Raw genomic sequence first — 15,110 nt, 5'->3', positions numbered from 1 at the left:
TTGCCAGTCCCTGACGTGGGCCTGCAAGCTCGGAAGCATGAGCGAAATCTGGGATTGCATCGTGGTGGGCGGCGGCGCGGCCGGACTCAGCGCCGGTCTGGTGTTGGGCCGCGCCCGGCGTAATACCCTGCTGATCGACGCGGGCCAGCAGAGCAACCGCAGCGCGCACGGAATCGGCGGCCTGCTGGGCCATGACGGCCGCCCGCCGGTCGAGCTCTATCGGTTCGGCCGCGACGAACTCGCCTCCTACGGTGTGCAGATCCGCGCCGGTGAAGTGGTAGACATCGAAAGCGTCGATGGCGAGTTCCTGGTGCGACTACTCGGCGGTCGCCTAGAACGAACACGCCGTGTGCTGCTGGCCACCGGAATGGCCTACCTGCCACCGGATCTCCCCGGCATCGCGCAGCTCTGGGGCCGTTCGGTGTTTCACTGCCCGTTCTGCCACGGCTGGGAAGTGCGGGATCTTCCGTTGGCGGTGCTGGCCGACGGTGCCCGGGCCGTTCACTTAGCGCTGCTGCTGCGGTGCTGGAGCGACGACATCGTGGTTCTCACGAACGGTCCGACCGAGCTCGACGCGGACGAGCGCACCCGACTGGCCAAAGCCGGCGTCCGGGTCGACGAGCGGCCGGTGGCAGCGCTGGACGCTCAGGACGGTGAGCTGTCGGCGGTGGTGTTCGCTGACGGTGATCGGTTGCCCAGGCGCGGACTTCTGGTCGCGGCGGCCCTGCGGCAGCGCGATCAGCTGGCTGAGCGCCTCGGTGTGGCAGTCGCGGAGCCTGGTCCCGTGGCGCATGACCCGGTCGGTGTCGATCCGTTGTGCCGCACCTCGATTCCCGGGGTGTTCGCCGCGGGGGATCTGGCGGGGGAGATGCCACAGGTGGCCGCTGCGATCGCGGCGGGCTCCCGCGCCGCGGCGGCGGTGGTGCAGAGCCTGGCCGCCGACGACTACGGATTGCCGTTGCCGCCAGTCATGAACGGAAGGAACACAGACCGATGACCGACGCCGTGCGCGACCCGCGCGAATTCTGGGACGAGTTCTACGGTGGCAATGATCCGGTGTGGAGCGGACGGGTCAACGTCCAGCTCGCCGAGATCACCGCGGATCTGGCGCCGGGCCGGGCACTGGATCTGGGCTGCGGTGAGGGCGCCGACGCGATCTGGCTGGCCGAAGACGGCTGGCAGGTGGTGGCGGTCGATGTCTCGGCCAACGCGCTGGAACGGGCCTGCGCCGCTGCTCAAGAGCGCCAGGTGATCTCGCGCATCCGCTTCGAGCGCCACGACCTGTCCACCAGCTTCCCCGCCGGCCGATTCGACCTGGTGTCGGCGCAGTTCCTGCACTCGCCGGTGCCACTGGAACGCGAAGCAGTGCTGCGCCGGGCGGCTGACGCCGTGGCGGTGGGCGGGCGACTACTGATAGTGGACCATGCCGCCGCGCCGCCGTGGGCCGGCCAGCACGTGCACGAGCATCACTTCGCCACGGCCGAAGAGGTACTGGCCGGGCTTCGACTCGATGACGCGCGGTGGGAGCTGCTGCGGCTCGGGACTGCCGAGCGCGACGCGGTCGGACCCGACGGCCAGACCGGCGTGCTGACCGACAACGTGATCATGCTGCGGCGCACCGGTCCCACGCGTTAAGCGGCGTCTTTCAAGCGGCGTCTCTCAAGCGGCGTCGTGAAAGATCAGCCCCAGTGTGTAGCGCTCACCGGAGCGGATCGGCGAGACGCCGTGGCGCACCGGCGCCGTGGACCAGCCGCGGGTGGAGCGCACCGGCCGATCGCGGGTGGTGAACACGTAGCCGTGCCCCTGCGGCAACTGCACGGCCACGCCGCGAGACTGCGCACGCGGGCGCTGCTTGACCAGCAGGAACTCACCCCCGGTGTAGTCGGCGGCCGGATCGCTGAGGTTGATCACCACCTGTAGCGGAAACACCAACTCGCCGTAGAGGTCCCGGTGCAGGGCATTCCAGTCACCCGGGCCGTAGTGCAACATCAGGGCGGTCGGTTTGGTCTGGCCGGCACGGTGGCACTGCTCCAGCCACTCGTCGAAATCGTCAGGCCACGGCGTCGCGCGGCCCAGCCGGGTAGCCCAGTCCCGGGCGATCGGCACCAGATGCGGATACAGGGCCCGCTTCAGCGCATCGACGGGTGCAGGTGCCGGTGCCGCGAAATACCGGTACTGCCCGGACCCGTAGCGATGACGCTGCATGTCGACGGTGGCGCGGAAGCGCTCGTCGTCGGCGTAGCAACGCCGCAACCGCGCGGCCTCGGTGACCGTCAGCAGCCGGGGCAGCAGCGCGCCGCCGCACTCGTCGAGCTCGGCGGCCACGGCGTCCCAGTCGCCGGCACCCACCCGCCGCTCCCAGCGTGTCGTCATCCCTAGAGTGTGCGCCAGCCGTGCGGGGTGATGCCGGCTGGTCTGCGCCCAGGCTTGCCGGTACGGTGATCAGCGCGGACGAGTTGGCCGGGCGGCCGCGGCACGCGTAAAAGCGGGTCGAGGAAAGTCCGGACTTCACAGAGCAGGGTGATTGCTAACAGCAATCCGAGGTGACTCGCGGGACAGTGCCACAGAAAACAGACCGCCACCGCAAGGTGGTAAGGGTGAAACGGTGCGGTAAGAGCGCACCAGCGTTCCGGGTGACCGGGACGGCTCGGTAAACCCCACCCGAAGCAAGGCCAAGAAGGCCGCATTTCGGTGCGGTCGCGCAGGTGTTTGAGGGCTGCTCGCCCGAATCTGCGGGTAGGCCGCTTGAGGTACCCGGCGACGGTGTGCCCAGATGGATGGTCGCCGCCGCATCGCTTCGGCGGTGCGGGACAGAATCCGGCTTACAGGCCAACTCGTCCGCCTACATCGCCCGCTTCAGCTTGCGCAGCGCGGGCCGCAACGCCGCCCGACTCCGCGCGGCAAGGTCTGCCTCGCGGGCATACAGCAGTCCGTAAGTGAAGGTGTCCTCGCCGGCAGCCGCCGCGGCATCGGCCTGTTGCAGCAGATTTTTCCGGCTGACCACGCTGTCCTGGTGGTCGCCGAGCACGCTCTGAATCGTCTTCGCCCGCTTGGCGATCTTCTTCTTATTCGCTGCCGCGGCGGCGTAGCGCAGTCGCTTGGCGGCCTTGCGGATCCGGTGCAGTGCCGCGTCGCGGTCGGCGGCCTTCTTGGCAGCCTTCACCGCCTTGCGCAGCCGCCGGTAGGCGACGTCTACCGTGGCGTACCGCTCGGCGGCCGGCGCGCTGACCAGATCGTCGAGGCCGTCGAGCAGCCGGAAATACCGCGGGGAGCGCAGCGCGGCCAGGCTGCGGCGTCGTCCCGTCTGGTAGCGACGCAGCGAACCGCCGACCAGCCGTTCGCCCACCGGCCCGCGGACCAGTTCTGGGGTCAGCTCATCGAGTGCCTGCTGATAGCGCTGGGCCAGGACCTCCGCGTCGCGGGCGACACCGAGGACCGATCCCAGTTCCTGCAGTTCATCGAGCAGCGGCGCGTGGGCAGCCTCCTCGCCCTGCAACAGGCTGCGGATCCGCCGGATCGTCACCCGCATCTGATGAATGGAGTCGTCGGCGTCGGCGCGCACTGCGCGATCCCACACCAGCAACTGCTCGATCTGCTCGGCCAGCGCCCGATGCAGACGGTCGGTCGGGTGCGCGGGCACCGCCGGCGCGCCGAGCACCCTGGCCAGTTTGGAGCCGTAGCCGGCCGGCCTGGCTCCGGTGTCGCGCAGCCGGTTACTCAGCCGGTCCAGCAGCTTGAGGTCCCCGCTGCCCAGTTCCAGTTCCCATTCCCGCCAGTGCTGTTCGCCGTCATCGCCGGCCGACGCGGTGACCTGGTCGTCGCAGAACTCGGCCAGCACCTCGCCCTGTTCGTCGCGCAGCACCACCACACCGCGGGCGGTACGGATTCGGGCCACCGGTGCCAGCGGCCTATCCCGCACGATCGCCCGCACCACGTCGAGCAGTTCGTCCGGGACCTCCGGGCCCAGGGGCGCGCGCACCTCGGTGCGGGTGTCCGGCCCGGCAGGAAGTTTCAGGTGCCAGCCGGCGTCGGGACCTCCGGTACGCCGGCGCAACGTGACTCGCCGGGCCGCCAGGTCGTGTCCGGGTGTATCGAAGTACACGGCCGCAAGGTCTTGTGCCGGCAGCTGCTCAACCTGGGCGACCCCGGCGATGCCGTCGAAGGACGGCGAGATCGCCGCTGCGTCAACGTCGAACTTGCGCTCCACCTCACGAAGCCGAGAGGTGCTCGGGTCGGTTGCAGACACGGCATTCAGCCTGTCACATCCGGACCGCCCGGACACGGCGGTTTAGCGAGGCTCGCCGGAGGCGAGGCGACGCTGGAACCGCCGCATGAACATGGCGTTCTAGAAGCAGTGCTCCTCGGCCGGGAAAGTGCCCGCCGCCACCTCGGCGGCGTACTGCTCTGCGGCGCGGCGCAACTCGCCGCCCACGTCGCCGAAGCGCTTGACGAATCGGGCGGTTTTGCCGGTGGTCATCCCGGCCATGTCCTGCCACACCAGAACCTGGGCGTCGCAGTTGGGTCCGGCGCCGATCCCGACGGTGGGAATGGTCAGCTTGCCGGTGATCTGGGTGGCCAACTCGGCGGGCACCATCTCCATCACCACCGCGAACGCACCTGCTTCGGCCACCGCGATCGCGTCGTGAACGGTCTGCTCGGCAGCGTCACCGCGCCCCTGCACCCGGAAACCGCCCAGGGTGTTGACGCTCTGCGGGGTGAACCCGATATGCGCCATCACCGGGATGCCGGCCGCGGACAGCGTCGCGATCTGGTCGGCCACCCGCTCGCCGCCCTCCAGTTTGACCGCGTGCGCGCCACCCTCCTTCATGAACCGGGTAGCGGTGGCCAATGCCGCCGCCGGCCCGCCTTCGTAGGAGCCGAACGGCAGGTCGGCGACCACCAGCGCATGCGGGGCGCCGCGCACCACCGCGCGCACCAGCGGGATCAGCTCGTCGATGGTGACCGGAACCGTGCTGTCGTAGCCGTAGACCACATTGGCCGCCGAGTCGCCGACCAGCAGCACCGGGATTCCGGCGTCGTCGAAGACGCGAGCCGAGGAGTAGTCGTAGGCGGTCAGCATCCCCCATTTGCGGCCCTCGTTTTTCATCTGCAGCAGATGATGAACGCGGGTCTTCGGTGCGACGCGGACAGGATCAGGCGAAGAGCCATAAACGTGCTCAGACATCGTTGTCCCTCGAATTGTTCGGGTCGATCCTCGAAGCCCATAACTCGGGTCCCCGGGTCGTCTGACATGCCCAGTGTGCCATCTGTGGCCGCACAGCTGAACCTCCCGCTGCAGTGGATTTCCTCACACCGCCACACGCGCAGCGCAGCAGGTGGCCGGGCTTGCACCGGCGTGCATGGCACCATGTGGTGTCATGAGCTCGCCGACGCGCCGCAATGGGATGACGCGCACCGCCCTGACCTGCTTCGCGATAGCGATGGTGGCATTCACCGTCGGCAGCTGCACCCGAATGGTCCCGGGCCACGCGCTGTTGGCCGTGCCGCGAGTCGGTCAACCGGTCCAGTGGGACAAGTGCCGGTTCACCGCCGATACCAACATCAAAGTGCCCGCCGACGCCCAGTGCGGGTTCATCGGTGTTCCGGTGGACTACTCCAAGCCGCAGGGCGCCGTCGCCCGGCTGGCCATGATCCGATTCCCGGCCACCAAGGACAAGATCGGCTCGCTGGTGATCAACCCGGGCGGGCCGGGGGAGTCCGGAATCGAAACCGCGGTGGGCCTGGTCGGCTCGCTGCCGCGTCAGGTCCGTGAGCAATTCGATCTGGTCGGGTTCGACCCGCGCGGGGTGGCGTCATCACGGCCGGCGGTGTGGTGCAACTCCGACAAGGAGAACGACCGGCTGCGGGCGCTGAACCAGGTCGACTACAGCCCCGAGGGTGTGGCGCGCATCGAGAACGAGACCAAGGAATACGTCGAACGCTGCCTGGACAAGACCGGTAAGGAATTCCTGGCCAACGTCGGTACCGTCAACGTCGCCCGCGACCTCGACGCGATCCGCGCCGGATTGGGTGATGACAAGCTGACCTACCTCGGCTATTCCTACGGCACCCGGATCGGCGCCGCCTACGCCGAGGCCTACCCCCAGAACGTGCGCGCGATGATTCTGGACGGCGCGGTGGACCCCAATGCCGACCCGATCGAAGAGGACCTGCGCCAGGCGGAGGCCTTCCAGGGCGCGTTCGACGACTTCGCCGCCGACTGCGCCAAAGAGGATGACTGCCCGCTGGGCACCGACCCGGCCAAAGCCGTCGACGTCTACCACAGTCTGGTCGACCCGCTGGTGGACAAGCCCGCCAAGACCAAGGACCCGCGCGGTCTGAGCTACAGCGACGCGATCGTCGGCACCATCATGGCGCTGTATTCGCCGACGTTCTGGACGCACCTCAACGACGGCCTGTCCGATCTGGCCGGCGGCCGGGGCGACATCATGCTGAGCCTGGCCGACCTGTACATGCGCCGCGACGCCAACGGTCACTACACCAACGCCACGGATGCCCGGGTCGCGGTCAACTGCGTCGACCAGCCGCCGATCACCGACCGCGCCAAGGTAATTGACGAAGACCGGCGTTCCCGCGAGGTGGCGCCATTCATGAGCTACGGGAAGTTCACCGGCGACGCCCCGCTGGGCACCTGCGCCTTCTGGCCAGTGCCCCCGACCTCCGAGCCGCATACCCTCTCGGTGCCGGACCTGCCGCCGACGATGGTGGTCTCCACGACCCGTGACCCGGCCACTCCGTACCAAGCCGGTGTGGACCTGGCCAAGCAGCTGGGCGGGGGTCTGCTGACGTTCAACGGAACCCAGCACACGGTCGTATTCCAGGGCAACGAATGCGTGGATCGGTTCGCCGCGCGGTACTTGGTCGACGGCACGTTGCCGCCAACCGATGCGAAGTGCTGAGCGCTGATACGCTTCGCGGTATGGACCGTCAGAAGGAGTTTGTGCTCCGCACGCTGGAGGAACGCGACATCCGTTTCGTCCGGCTCTGGTTCACCGATGTACTCGGTTATCTGAAATCAGTCGCGATCGCCCCGGCAGAGCTCGAGGGCGCCTTCGACGAAGGCGTTGGCTTCGACGGCTCGGCGATCGAGGGCTTCGCCCGGGTCTTCGAATCCGACATGGTCGCCCACCCGGATCCGTCGACCTTCCAGCTGCTGCCATGGGTGTCTGACACCGGCCGGCAGTACTCGGCGCGGATGTTCTGCGACATCACCATGCCCGACGGTTCGCCGGCCTGGGCGTCGTCGCGTCATGTGTTGCGCCGGCAGCTGGCCAAGGCCGGGGAACTGGGTTTCGCCTGCTACGTGCACCCCGAGATCGAATTCTTCCTGCTGGAGCCCGGTCCCTACGACGGGAGCACCCCGGTTCCGGCCGACGACGCCGGCTACTTCGACCAGTCGATCCATGGTTCGGCCGCCAACTTCCGCCGACACGCGATCGATGCGCTGGAGTCGATGGGCATCTCGGTGGAGTACAGCCATCACGAGAACGCTCCGGGGCAGCAGGAGATCGACCTGCGCTACGCCGACGCGCTGTCCATGGCCGACAACGTGATGACGTTCCGCTACCTGATCAAGGAGATCGCGCTCAAGGAAGGCGTCCGGGCGTCGTTCATGCCCAAGCCGTTCCGCGAGCACGCCGGTTCGGCCATGCACACCCATATGAGTCTGTTCGAGGGCGAAGTCAACGCCTTCCACAGCCCCGACGACCCGCTGCAGCTGTCGGCCACCGCCAAGTCGTTCATCGCCGGAATTCTCGAGCACGCCAACGAGATCAGCGCCGTCACCAATCAGTGGGTGAACTCCTACAAGCGCCTGATCCACGGCGGGGAAGCACCCACCGCGGCGTCCTGGGGCGCCTCCAACCGCTCGGCCCTGGTGCGGGTCCCGATGTACAGCCCGCACAAGACGTCGTCGCGGCGCATCGAGGTACGCAGCCCGGACTCGGCATGCAACCCCTACCTGGCCTTCGCGGTGCTGTTGGCCGCCGGCCTGCGTGGGGTGGAGCAGGGTTACGAGCTCGGTCCCGAAGCCGAGGACAACGTCTGGGCGCTGACTCCCGAGGAGCGCCGGGCGATGGGCTACAAGGAACTGCCCGGCACCCTGGAGCGCGCGCTGAGCGAGATGGAGAACTCCGAGCTGGTCGCGGAAGCGTTGGGGGAGCAGGTCTTCGATTTCTTCCTGCGTAACAAGCGCCAGGAGTGGGCGAACTACCGCAGCCACGTGACCCCCTACGAGCTGCAGAACTACCTGTCGCTGTAGCAGCCTCCCAAAGCCTCATGGCCTATCCCGGAGCTCAGCGCCGCAAGCTGCCCAGCGTCGGGCGCCTCGGTCTGGTCGACCGGTACGCCGCAGCCGACCTGACCGCACTGGGTTGGTACAGCGCATACACCCAACCGCACGTCGACGTGCTCTGGGCGCTGTCGCGCGCTCCCGACGCTGATGTCGCGCTGCGCACCCTGGTCCGGCTGTCCGAAGCACCGGGTATCGACTGGGCCGAGCTGAGCGCAGCGCTCATGACCGACCGGGGACTTCGCGGGCGGCTGTTCGCGGTACTGGGATCCTCACTGACGCTGGGGGATCACCTGATCACCCATCCCGAGACCTGGAAGTTGCTGGCCAGCCCGGTCGACTCCGACGACTACACGATCACGCTGCCGTCAGCGGCCGAACTGCGCGCGATGTTCACCGACTGCGTTGCGGCAACCACGGACGGCACCTACATCGACCGGCTGCGGTCGCTGTATCGCGACCGGATGCTGGTGTTGGCGTCGATAGACCTGGCGCCCACCGTCGAGAACCTGCCCGTCCTCCCCTTCGTGCCGGTCGGCGAGCATCTGGCCGACCTGGCCGACGCCGCGTTGGCGGCCGCGCTGCAGGTGGCCGAACTGCAGATCTGCGGCCCCGATGCCGGTGCCGACGTGCCGCGGATCGCCGTCATCGCCATGGGCAAATGCGGTGCGCGGGAGTTGAATTACGTCAGCGACGTGGACGTCATCTTCGTCGCCGAAGAAGCCGACACGGTGAGCACGCGAGTCGCCGGTGAGTTGATGCGGGTGGCCGGGGAGGCGTTCTTCGAAGTGGACGCCGGCCTGCGGCCCGAGGGCCGGCACGGCGCGCTGGTGCGAACCCTGGAATCGCACGTCGCCTACTACCAACGGTGGGCCAAGACCTGGGAGTTCCAAGCGCTGCTCAAGGCGCGCGCGGCGGTCGGCGACGCCGAATTGGGCCGGGCCTACATCGACGCGTTGCTGCCGATGGTCTGGACCGCATGCGAGCGTGAGGATTTCGTCACCGACGTGCAGGCGATGCGCCGCCGGGTGGCGCAGCTGGTGCCCGCCGAGATCCGGACCCGCGAGATCAAGCTGGGCTCCGGGGGACTGCGCGATGTGGAGTTCGCCGTGCAGCTGCTGCAGCTGGTGCACGGCCGCAGTGATGAGTCATTGCATGTGGCCTCCACGGTCGATGCGCTGGCGGCCTTGGGTGCCGGCGGCTACATCGGCCGGGAGGATTCCGCCGACCTCACCGCCTCCTATGAGTTCCTGCGACTCCTGGAACACCGCCTGCAGCTGCAGCGGCTCAAGCGCACCCACATGCTCCCGCCGCCCGACGACGACGAGGCGCTGCGCTGGCTGGCCCGCTCCGCCCATGTCCGCCCGGACGGCCGTCATGATGCCCTGGGCGTCCTTCGTGCAGAGCTCAAGGCCCAGAACCGGCGGGTGTCGCGGCTACACGCCAAGCTCTTCTACCAGCCATTGCTGGAGGCTGTCGGCCCAGCGGGACTGGAACTGGCCGGTGGGTTGACTCCCGGTGCCGCGGAACGGCAGCTGGCGGCACTCGGTTACGAGGCGCCGCACAACGCACTGACCCACCTGGGTGCGCTGACCAACGAGAGTGGTCGCCGGGGTCGGGTCCAGGCGGTGCTGCTGCCCACCCTGCTGTATTGGCTGTCGGACACGCCCAACCCCGACGCCGGGCTGTTGGCCTACCGGCGGCTCAGCGAGGCGATGGCGCAGCAGCGCTGGTATCTGAGCACCCTGCGCGACAGCAGCGCGGTGGCCAAGCGGCTGATGCGGGTGCTGGGCACCTCGGCCTACATCCCGGAACTGTTGATGCGCTCACCCGACGTCATCCAGGCCTACGGCGACGGACCGACCGGCCCCAAGCTGCTCGACACCGACTCGGATGCGGTGTCGCGGGCGCTGATCGCCTCGGCCGGCCGCTACCCCGACCCGGTGCGCGCGATCGCGTCGGCCCGCAGTCTGCGGCGCCACGAACTGGCCCGCATCGCCTCGGCGGACCTGCTGGGCATGCTGGACGTCATCGATGTCTGTCGGGCACTGACCGCGGTGTGGGTAGCGGTGTTGCAGGCCGCTTTGGACGCGATCATCCGGGTCAACCTGTCCGGCTCGCCCGACACAGACGCGCAGCAGGCACCGGCGAAGATCGCGGTGATCGGGATGGGCCGACTCGGCGGGCGCGAACTGGGCTACGGCTCGGATGCCGACGTCATGTTCGTCTGCGAGGCCAACGAGAACGTGCCGGGCGTGAGTGACGCCGACGCGGTGCGGTGGGCCACGTCGATCGCCGAGCAGGTCCGGGCGCTGCTGGGCACCGTCAGCGCCGATCCGCCACTGCAGGTCGACATCAATCTGCGCCCGGAGGGCCGCAATGGGCCGCCGGTGCGCACGCTGGCCTCCTACGCGGCCTACTACGACCAGTGGGCGCAGCCGTGGGAGATCCAGGCGCTGCTGCGGGCGCACTGCGTCGCCGGTGACGCGGAGCTGGGTGACCGGTTCCTGCGGATGGTCGACGCCACCCGCTATCCGCCCGGGGGCGTGTCCACCGACGCGGTGCGGGAGATTCGACGGGTCAAGGCGCGTGTCGACGCCGAACGACTGCCGCGCGGCGCCGACCCCAATACGCACACCAAACTGGGTCGGGGCGGTCTGGCCGACGTCGAGTGGACCGTGCAGCTGCTGCAGTTGCGCCACGCCCACCGTGTTCCGGCGCTGCACAACACCTCTACGCTGGAAACCCTGGATGCCATCGCCGCTGCCGGGCTGCTCGAAGAGGACGAGGTGGACCGGCTCCGGCAGGCCTGGCTGACCGCCACCCGTGCCCGCAACGCGCTGGTGCTGGTCCGTGGCAAACCGACCGACCAACTGCCCGGGCCGGGCCGCGCGCTGAACGCGGTGGCGGTGGCCGCCGGCTGGCCCGGCGGCGACGGCGGTGAGTTCTTGGACAACTACCTCCGGGTGACACGGCGCGCGAAGGTCGTCGCGCGCAAGGTGTTCGGAGACTGAAGGAGGGTCTGGCGTGGTGGATTTCAGGGCTCACTCGAACGTGCCGACGATCAGCGTCGACGAGAGCGATCAGCTGTCGCAGCGCTACGGACCGCTGGCCCAGGCGGTCCGCGACCTGATTGACGCCACGATCCGCACCCAGGCCGACGACGCGACGACCCGTGAGGTGACCGCCCAGGTGCAGCAGCTGACCGAGCAGCTGCGCGGCGGAACCCTCAGCGAGTCACCGGGACTGCGCTATGTCGTCGAGGGGCGGCCGCTGGCGTGGGGCAATGCCGTGGTGGGCCTGCGTAACCCGATCGCTCCGCCGCTGGTGATCCAGCACGGGGAGAACGGCCACTGCTGGAGCGACTTTCACCTGGGAACCGCCTACGAGGGCCCGCCGTCGCTGGTCCACGGCGGGGTGAGCGCGCTGGTCCTCGACCATGTGCTCGGTGAGGCGGCCAGCGATGGCCTGACCAAGCCGCGCTACACCGGCACGATCACGGTGAAGTATCTGCGCGGAACGCCCCTGGGGCCGTTGCACGCCGAAGCCTCCATCTACCGCAGGGAAGGCGTGAAAACCTATGCCCGCGGCTACATCTCGGACGCCAACGGGATCACCGTGGAGGCCGACGGGGTCTTCATCACACCGTCCTGGGCCCGCGACGGAGTCGAGTGACCCGCGACGGCGGTCAGAAGGAGATAAACGCCGACGCCAGGCTCAAGGCGCCGATTCCGAGTCCGGTGGTGATCAAGCCGACGTCAGCGGCGAGCGGCATCATCAGGGCATCGAGTAAGTCGCCAGAGGCGATCTCCTGCGCGAACAGGCTGACGTTGTAGGCCGGAAGTGTGGTCAGCAGGGCATTGACCAGATCGGCGATCGGCAGCAGGGCCGCATAGCCCCGTGCCAGGCCCGCGGAGAAGTCGTTGACCACATCGGCGAAGCCGCCGAGGGCATCCGCGCTGCTTGCCAAGGCTTCGGGCAGGCTCGGTAGCGAGCCAAGACCGCTGATGAAGTCCTGCCAGCCCTGCTGAACCCCGTCACCCAGCGCCGTGAGGACCTCGCCCAGATCGAGGTCCGGGAACACCCCGAATGGTGTCGACAGGTCGGCCGGACCCGGGTCCCAGCCGTGATCGATGTTGCCGTAGCCCAGGTTGACCAACACGCGTAGCGCCGGCTGCAGCAGATCGGCCAGCGGGTCGCCCAGGATCGGCAGGAAACGCAGCGGCTCCAGCAACGGCAGATTCTCGGTGGGGATCATGAAGTAATCGGTGTTGCCGCCGTAGCCGTCCGACACCGGCATCAGGACGGCCTGGGCGATCTGCTCGTCGGACAGATTGGGGATGGTGCTGTGCACGAAAGCGATCCCCATGACCGCGTTGAGAACGGACAGGAAGTTGAGCGGGTAACGCGGGAAGTCCGAGAAGCCGTCGTATTCCATGTTGTACATAGCGGTGTCCCACGGGGTTTCCGACGGGGTAGCCCCGCTGAACGTCACGCCCATACTGGGAACGGTCAACGGCGGCAGGCTCGGGTCTCCGAAGCGGGAGAGCAGACCTCCGTTGGGGTTGCTGGGATCGACCAACAGCACGAACGAGAGCTGATCGGACGTCGGGATCTGATCAGCCGGCAGCGCCAGCAGATTGCGCATCTCCAGTCCGGCCAGCGTTGCGCTCTGCGAGGCGCCGACCACGACGAGGTCGTGGCCCAAGGCGAGCCGCTCCTTGATGGTGGCGTCCAAGATTTGCACACCCTGTGCCAGGGACTGGTCGAGTACCAGAGACTTGGTACCGGTGATCGGATACAGGCCCTCCGGGGTGAAGAGGGGATGAACCGAGTCGAACGGGAAGATCGGCTGGCCGGGGAAGATCGGCGGGGAGGGCGTGAGGTAGCGCGAGGTGACGGCGTCGATGACTGCTTGGCTGGGGATCGGCATACCACTGCCGCCCATGCCCCACGCCTCGGTGTCGAGCAGGACCACCTGTGCGGAGACCGACTTGAGTCCTTGGGCCGCCACACTCGCGGGTAGGGCGGGACTGGCGATCAGCAGCGGCGCGAGGGCCAGCGGGAGCAATCTACGGTCAGCCATGGGCGGTTCCTTTCATGGAAATCAGGCCCGTTTCGGTGGAAGATTACTGATCTCGCGATAAATTACAACGGATCAGTTCTAAGTTCAATCACATGTTTTGGTGGTTGGTAACGGCCGTTACCGGCGCATCTCTCTTGGCGGGTAGACCCGCCCCGGCAAAGGTCTGTGGCGGAATCGGCGGGGTCGCGGTGGGTCGGCTGGTGACCCTGCGGGGTGCGCGGTGTGGGAATCAAATCCCCTGTCCGTGAGCAGCTTTCGGCAATCGACGCAATCGGCATCCATGCTGTCCCGGCTCTTTCGGGACAGGCTAGTGCGCCTTCGCCAACTCCCGGCAAATACACAGAATTGCGCGGGTAATTCGCGGTCAGGCGTGCTCGTTGTTGGGTGGGTCGGGATCGCCTTTGAGGAGTTCTTCTCCGGTGGTGGGCGTGGTTGACCTGTGGTGGGGTGGTGCCGTAGGTCCAGCCGAGGCGTCCGGTGGTGGTCGGTGTGGTCGTGCGGATAGCCAGTCAGGCCAGCCAGCCCGACTCAGCAGTCGTAGTACAGCGCGAACTCGTACGGGTGCGGCCGCACGCTGATCGGGGTGATCTCGTGGTCGCGCTTGTAGCGGATCCAGTTCTCAATGAGGTCCGGGGTGAACACGCCGCCTTCGGTGAGGTATTCGTGGTCGGCCTCGAGGTTGTCCATCACCTCGGCCAGGGTGGTGGGGGCCTGCGGGATGTTGGCAGCCTCGTCCGGCGGCAGTTCGTAGAGGTCCTTGTCCACCGGTGCGGCCGGTTCGATCTTGTTCTTGATGCCGTCGATGCCGGCCATCAGCATGGCTGCGAACGCCAGGTAGGGGTTGCTGGAGGAGTCCGGGCAGCGGAACTCCAGCCGCTTGGCCTTCGGATTGGTGCCGGTGATCGGGATGCGTACACAGGCTGAGCGGTTGCGCTGGCTGTAGACCAGGTTGATCGGCGCCTCGTAGTGCGGCACCAGTCGCTTGAAGGAGTTGATGGTGGGGTTGGTGAACGCCAGCAGGGAGGGCGCGTGGTGCAAGATGCCGCCGATGCAGTGCCGGGCAATGTCCGACAGTCCGGCGTAGCCGGCCTCGTCATAGAACAGTGGCTGGCCGGCCTTCCACAGCGACAGGTGAACATGCATGCCGGAGCCGTTGTCGCCGAACAGGGGCTTGGGCATGAACGTGACGGTCTTGCCGTTAGCCCAGGCGGTGTTCTTGATGATGTATTTGAACAGCATGACGTCGTCGGCGGCGTGCAGCAGGGTGTTGAACTTGTAGTTGATCTCCGCCTGCCCGCCGGAGCCGCATTCGTGGTGGCCGCGCTCCAAGGTGAAGCCGGCGTTGGCCAGGTTGGTGGTCATGGTGTCGCGAAGGTCGACGTACTGGTCGTTGGGGGCGACGGGGAAGTAGCCGCCCTTGGGGCGGGTCTTGTATCCGCGGTTGGCCCGTCCGTCGGCCTCGGTCGGCGAGCCGGTGTTCCACCAGCCCGAATCCGAGTCGACCTCGTAGAAGGTGCCGTTCATCTGCGAGTCGAATCGCACCGAGTCGAAGATGTAGAACTCGGCTTCGGCGCCGAAGTAGGCGGTGTCGGCGATACCGGTGCTGGTGAGGTAGTTCTCGGCTTTGCGGGCGATGTTGCGCGGGTCGCGGGAGTAGGGCTCGCGGGTGAACGGGTCGTGGACGAAGAAGTTGAGGTTCAACGTCTTTGCGGC

General features: G+C 67.8%; 11 protein-coding genes and 1 other RNA gene. 7 read left to right on the top strand and 5 right to left on the bottom strand.

Annotated features, from left to right (window positions below; genetic code table 11):
• Positions 1-37: 37 nt before the first annotated feature.
• Positions 38-997, top strand: coding sequence for an NAD(P)/FAD-dependent oxidoreductase (locus LI94_RS00055; protein ID WP_046299909.1), 960 nt, complete (start codon positions 38-40; stop codon positions 995-997).
• Positions 994-1,635: a class I SAM-dependent methyltransferase gene (locus LI94_RS00050; protein WP_082105617.1), complete on the top strand. Its 642-nt coding sequence runs from the start codon at positions 994-996 to the stop codon at positions 1,633-1,635. The genes LI94_RS00055 and LI94_RS00050 overlap by 4 nt, the downstream gene beginning before the upstream one ends.
• Before the next feature lie 24 nt (positions 1,636-1,659).
• On the opposite strand, the gene LI94_RS00045 is transcribed toward LI94_RS00050, so the two are convergent.
• A complete protein-coding gene (locus tag LI94_RS00045) occupies positions 1,660-2,373 on the bottom strand; it encodes a 2OG-Fe(II) oxygenase (protein ID WP_046299908.1) in 714 nt (237 codons plus the stop codon).
• Positions 2,374-2,452: 79 nt separating this feature from the next.
• Here LI94_RS00045 and rnpB point away from each other — a divergent pair.
• Positions 2,453-2,841, top strand: an RNA gene (rnpB, locus tag LI94_RS21810) — RNase P RNA component class A.
• 1 nt (position 2,842) lies between these two features.
• Here the strand turns inward: rnpB and LI94_RS00040 are convergent.
• Both LI94_RS00040 and panB read right to left on the bottom strand, forming a co-directional pair.
• Positions 2,843-4,246 carry a CYTH and CHAD domain-containing protein gene (locus LI94_RS00040; RefSeq protein WP_046299907.1) on the bottom strand — a complete coding sequence of 468 codons (1,404 nt, stop codon included), beginning with the start codon at positions 4,244-4,246 and terminating at the stop codon, positions 2,843-2,845.
• Between the two features lie 99 nt (positions 4,247-4,345).
• Positions 4,346-5,185, bottom strand: coding sequence for a 3-methyl-2-oxobutanoate hydroxymethyltransferase (gene panB, locus LI94_RS00035; protein ID WP_024440546.1), 840 nt, complete (start codon positions 5,183-5,185; stop codon positions 4,346-4,348).
• Between the two features lie 220 nt (positions 5,186-5,405).
• Here panB and LI94_RS00030 point away from each other — a divergent pair, with 220 nt between their 5' ends.
• Genes LI94_RS00030 through LI94_RS00015 form a run of 4 tightly spaced genes read left to right on the top strand, consistent with a single transcriptional unit; the run spans position 5,406 to position 11,986 of the window.
• The gene (locus LI94_RS00030; protein WP_239651114.1) at positions 5,406-6,920 is read left to right on the top strand and encodes an alpha/beta hydrolase; all 1,515 of its coding nucleotides are present in this window, start codon (positions 5,406-5,408) and stop codon (positions 6,918-6,920) included.
• Between the two features lie 20 nt (positions 6,921-6,940).
• Complete coding sequence (gene glnA / locus LI94_RS00025; protein ID WP_046299905.1) at positions 6,941-8,281, top strand: type I glutamate--ammonia ligase; 1,341 nt, start codon at positions 6,941-6,943, stop codon at positions 8,279-8,281.
• A gap of 17 nt (positions 8,282-8,298) precedes the next feature.
• Positions 8,299-11,325, top strand: coding sequence for a bifunctional [glutamine synthetase] adenylyltransferase/[glutamine synthetase]-adenylyl-L-tyrosine phosphorylase (locus LI94_RS00020; protein WP_046299904.1), 3,027 nt, complete (start codon positions 8,299-8,301; stop codon positions 11,323-11,325).
• A gap of 13 nt (positions 11,326-11,338) precedes the next feature.
• On the top strand, positions 11,339-11,986 hold the full coding sequence (locus LI94_RS00015; RefSeq protein ID WP_046299903.1) for a PaaI family thioesterase: 648 nt from the start codon (positions 11,339-11,341) through the stop codon (positions 11,984-11,986).
• A 13-nt stretch (positions 11,987-11,999) separates the two neighbouring features.
• On the opposite strand, the gene LI94_RS00010 is transcribed toward LI94_RS00015, so the two are convergent.
• Positions 12,000-13,397: a PE-PPE domain-containing protein gene (locus LI94_RS00010; protein WP_046299902.1), complete on the bottom strand. Its 1,398-nt coding sequence runs from the start codon at positions 13,395-13,397 to the stop codon at positions 12,000-12,002.
• Positions 13,398-13,925: 528 nt separating this feature from the next.
• On the bottom strand, positions 13,926-15,110 hold a 1,185-nt coding region (gene glnA / locus LI94_RS00005; RefSeq protein WP_046299901.1), incomplete at its 5' end, for a type I glutamate--ammonia ligase.

Source organism: Mycobacterium sp. UM_Kg27 (assembly GCF_000972905.1).
Classification (GTDB): Bacteria; Actinomycetota; Actinomycetes; order Mycobacteriales; family Mycobacteriaceae; genus Mycobacterium.
This window is presented reverse-complemented; position numbering and strand designations above follow the sequence as displayed.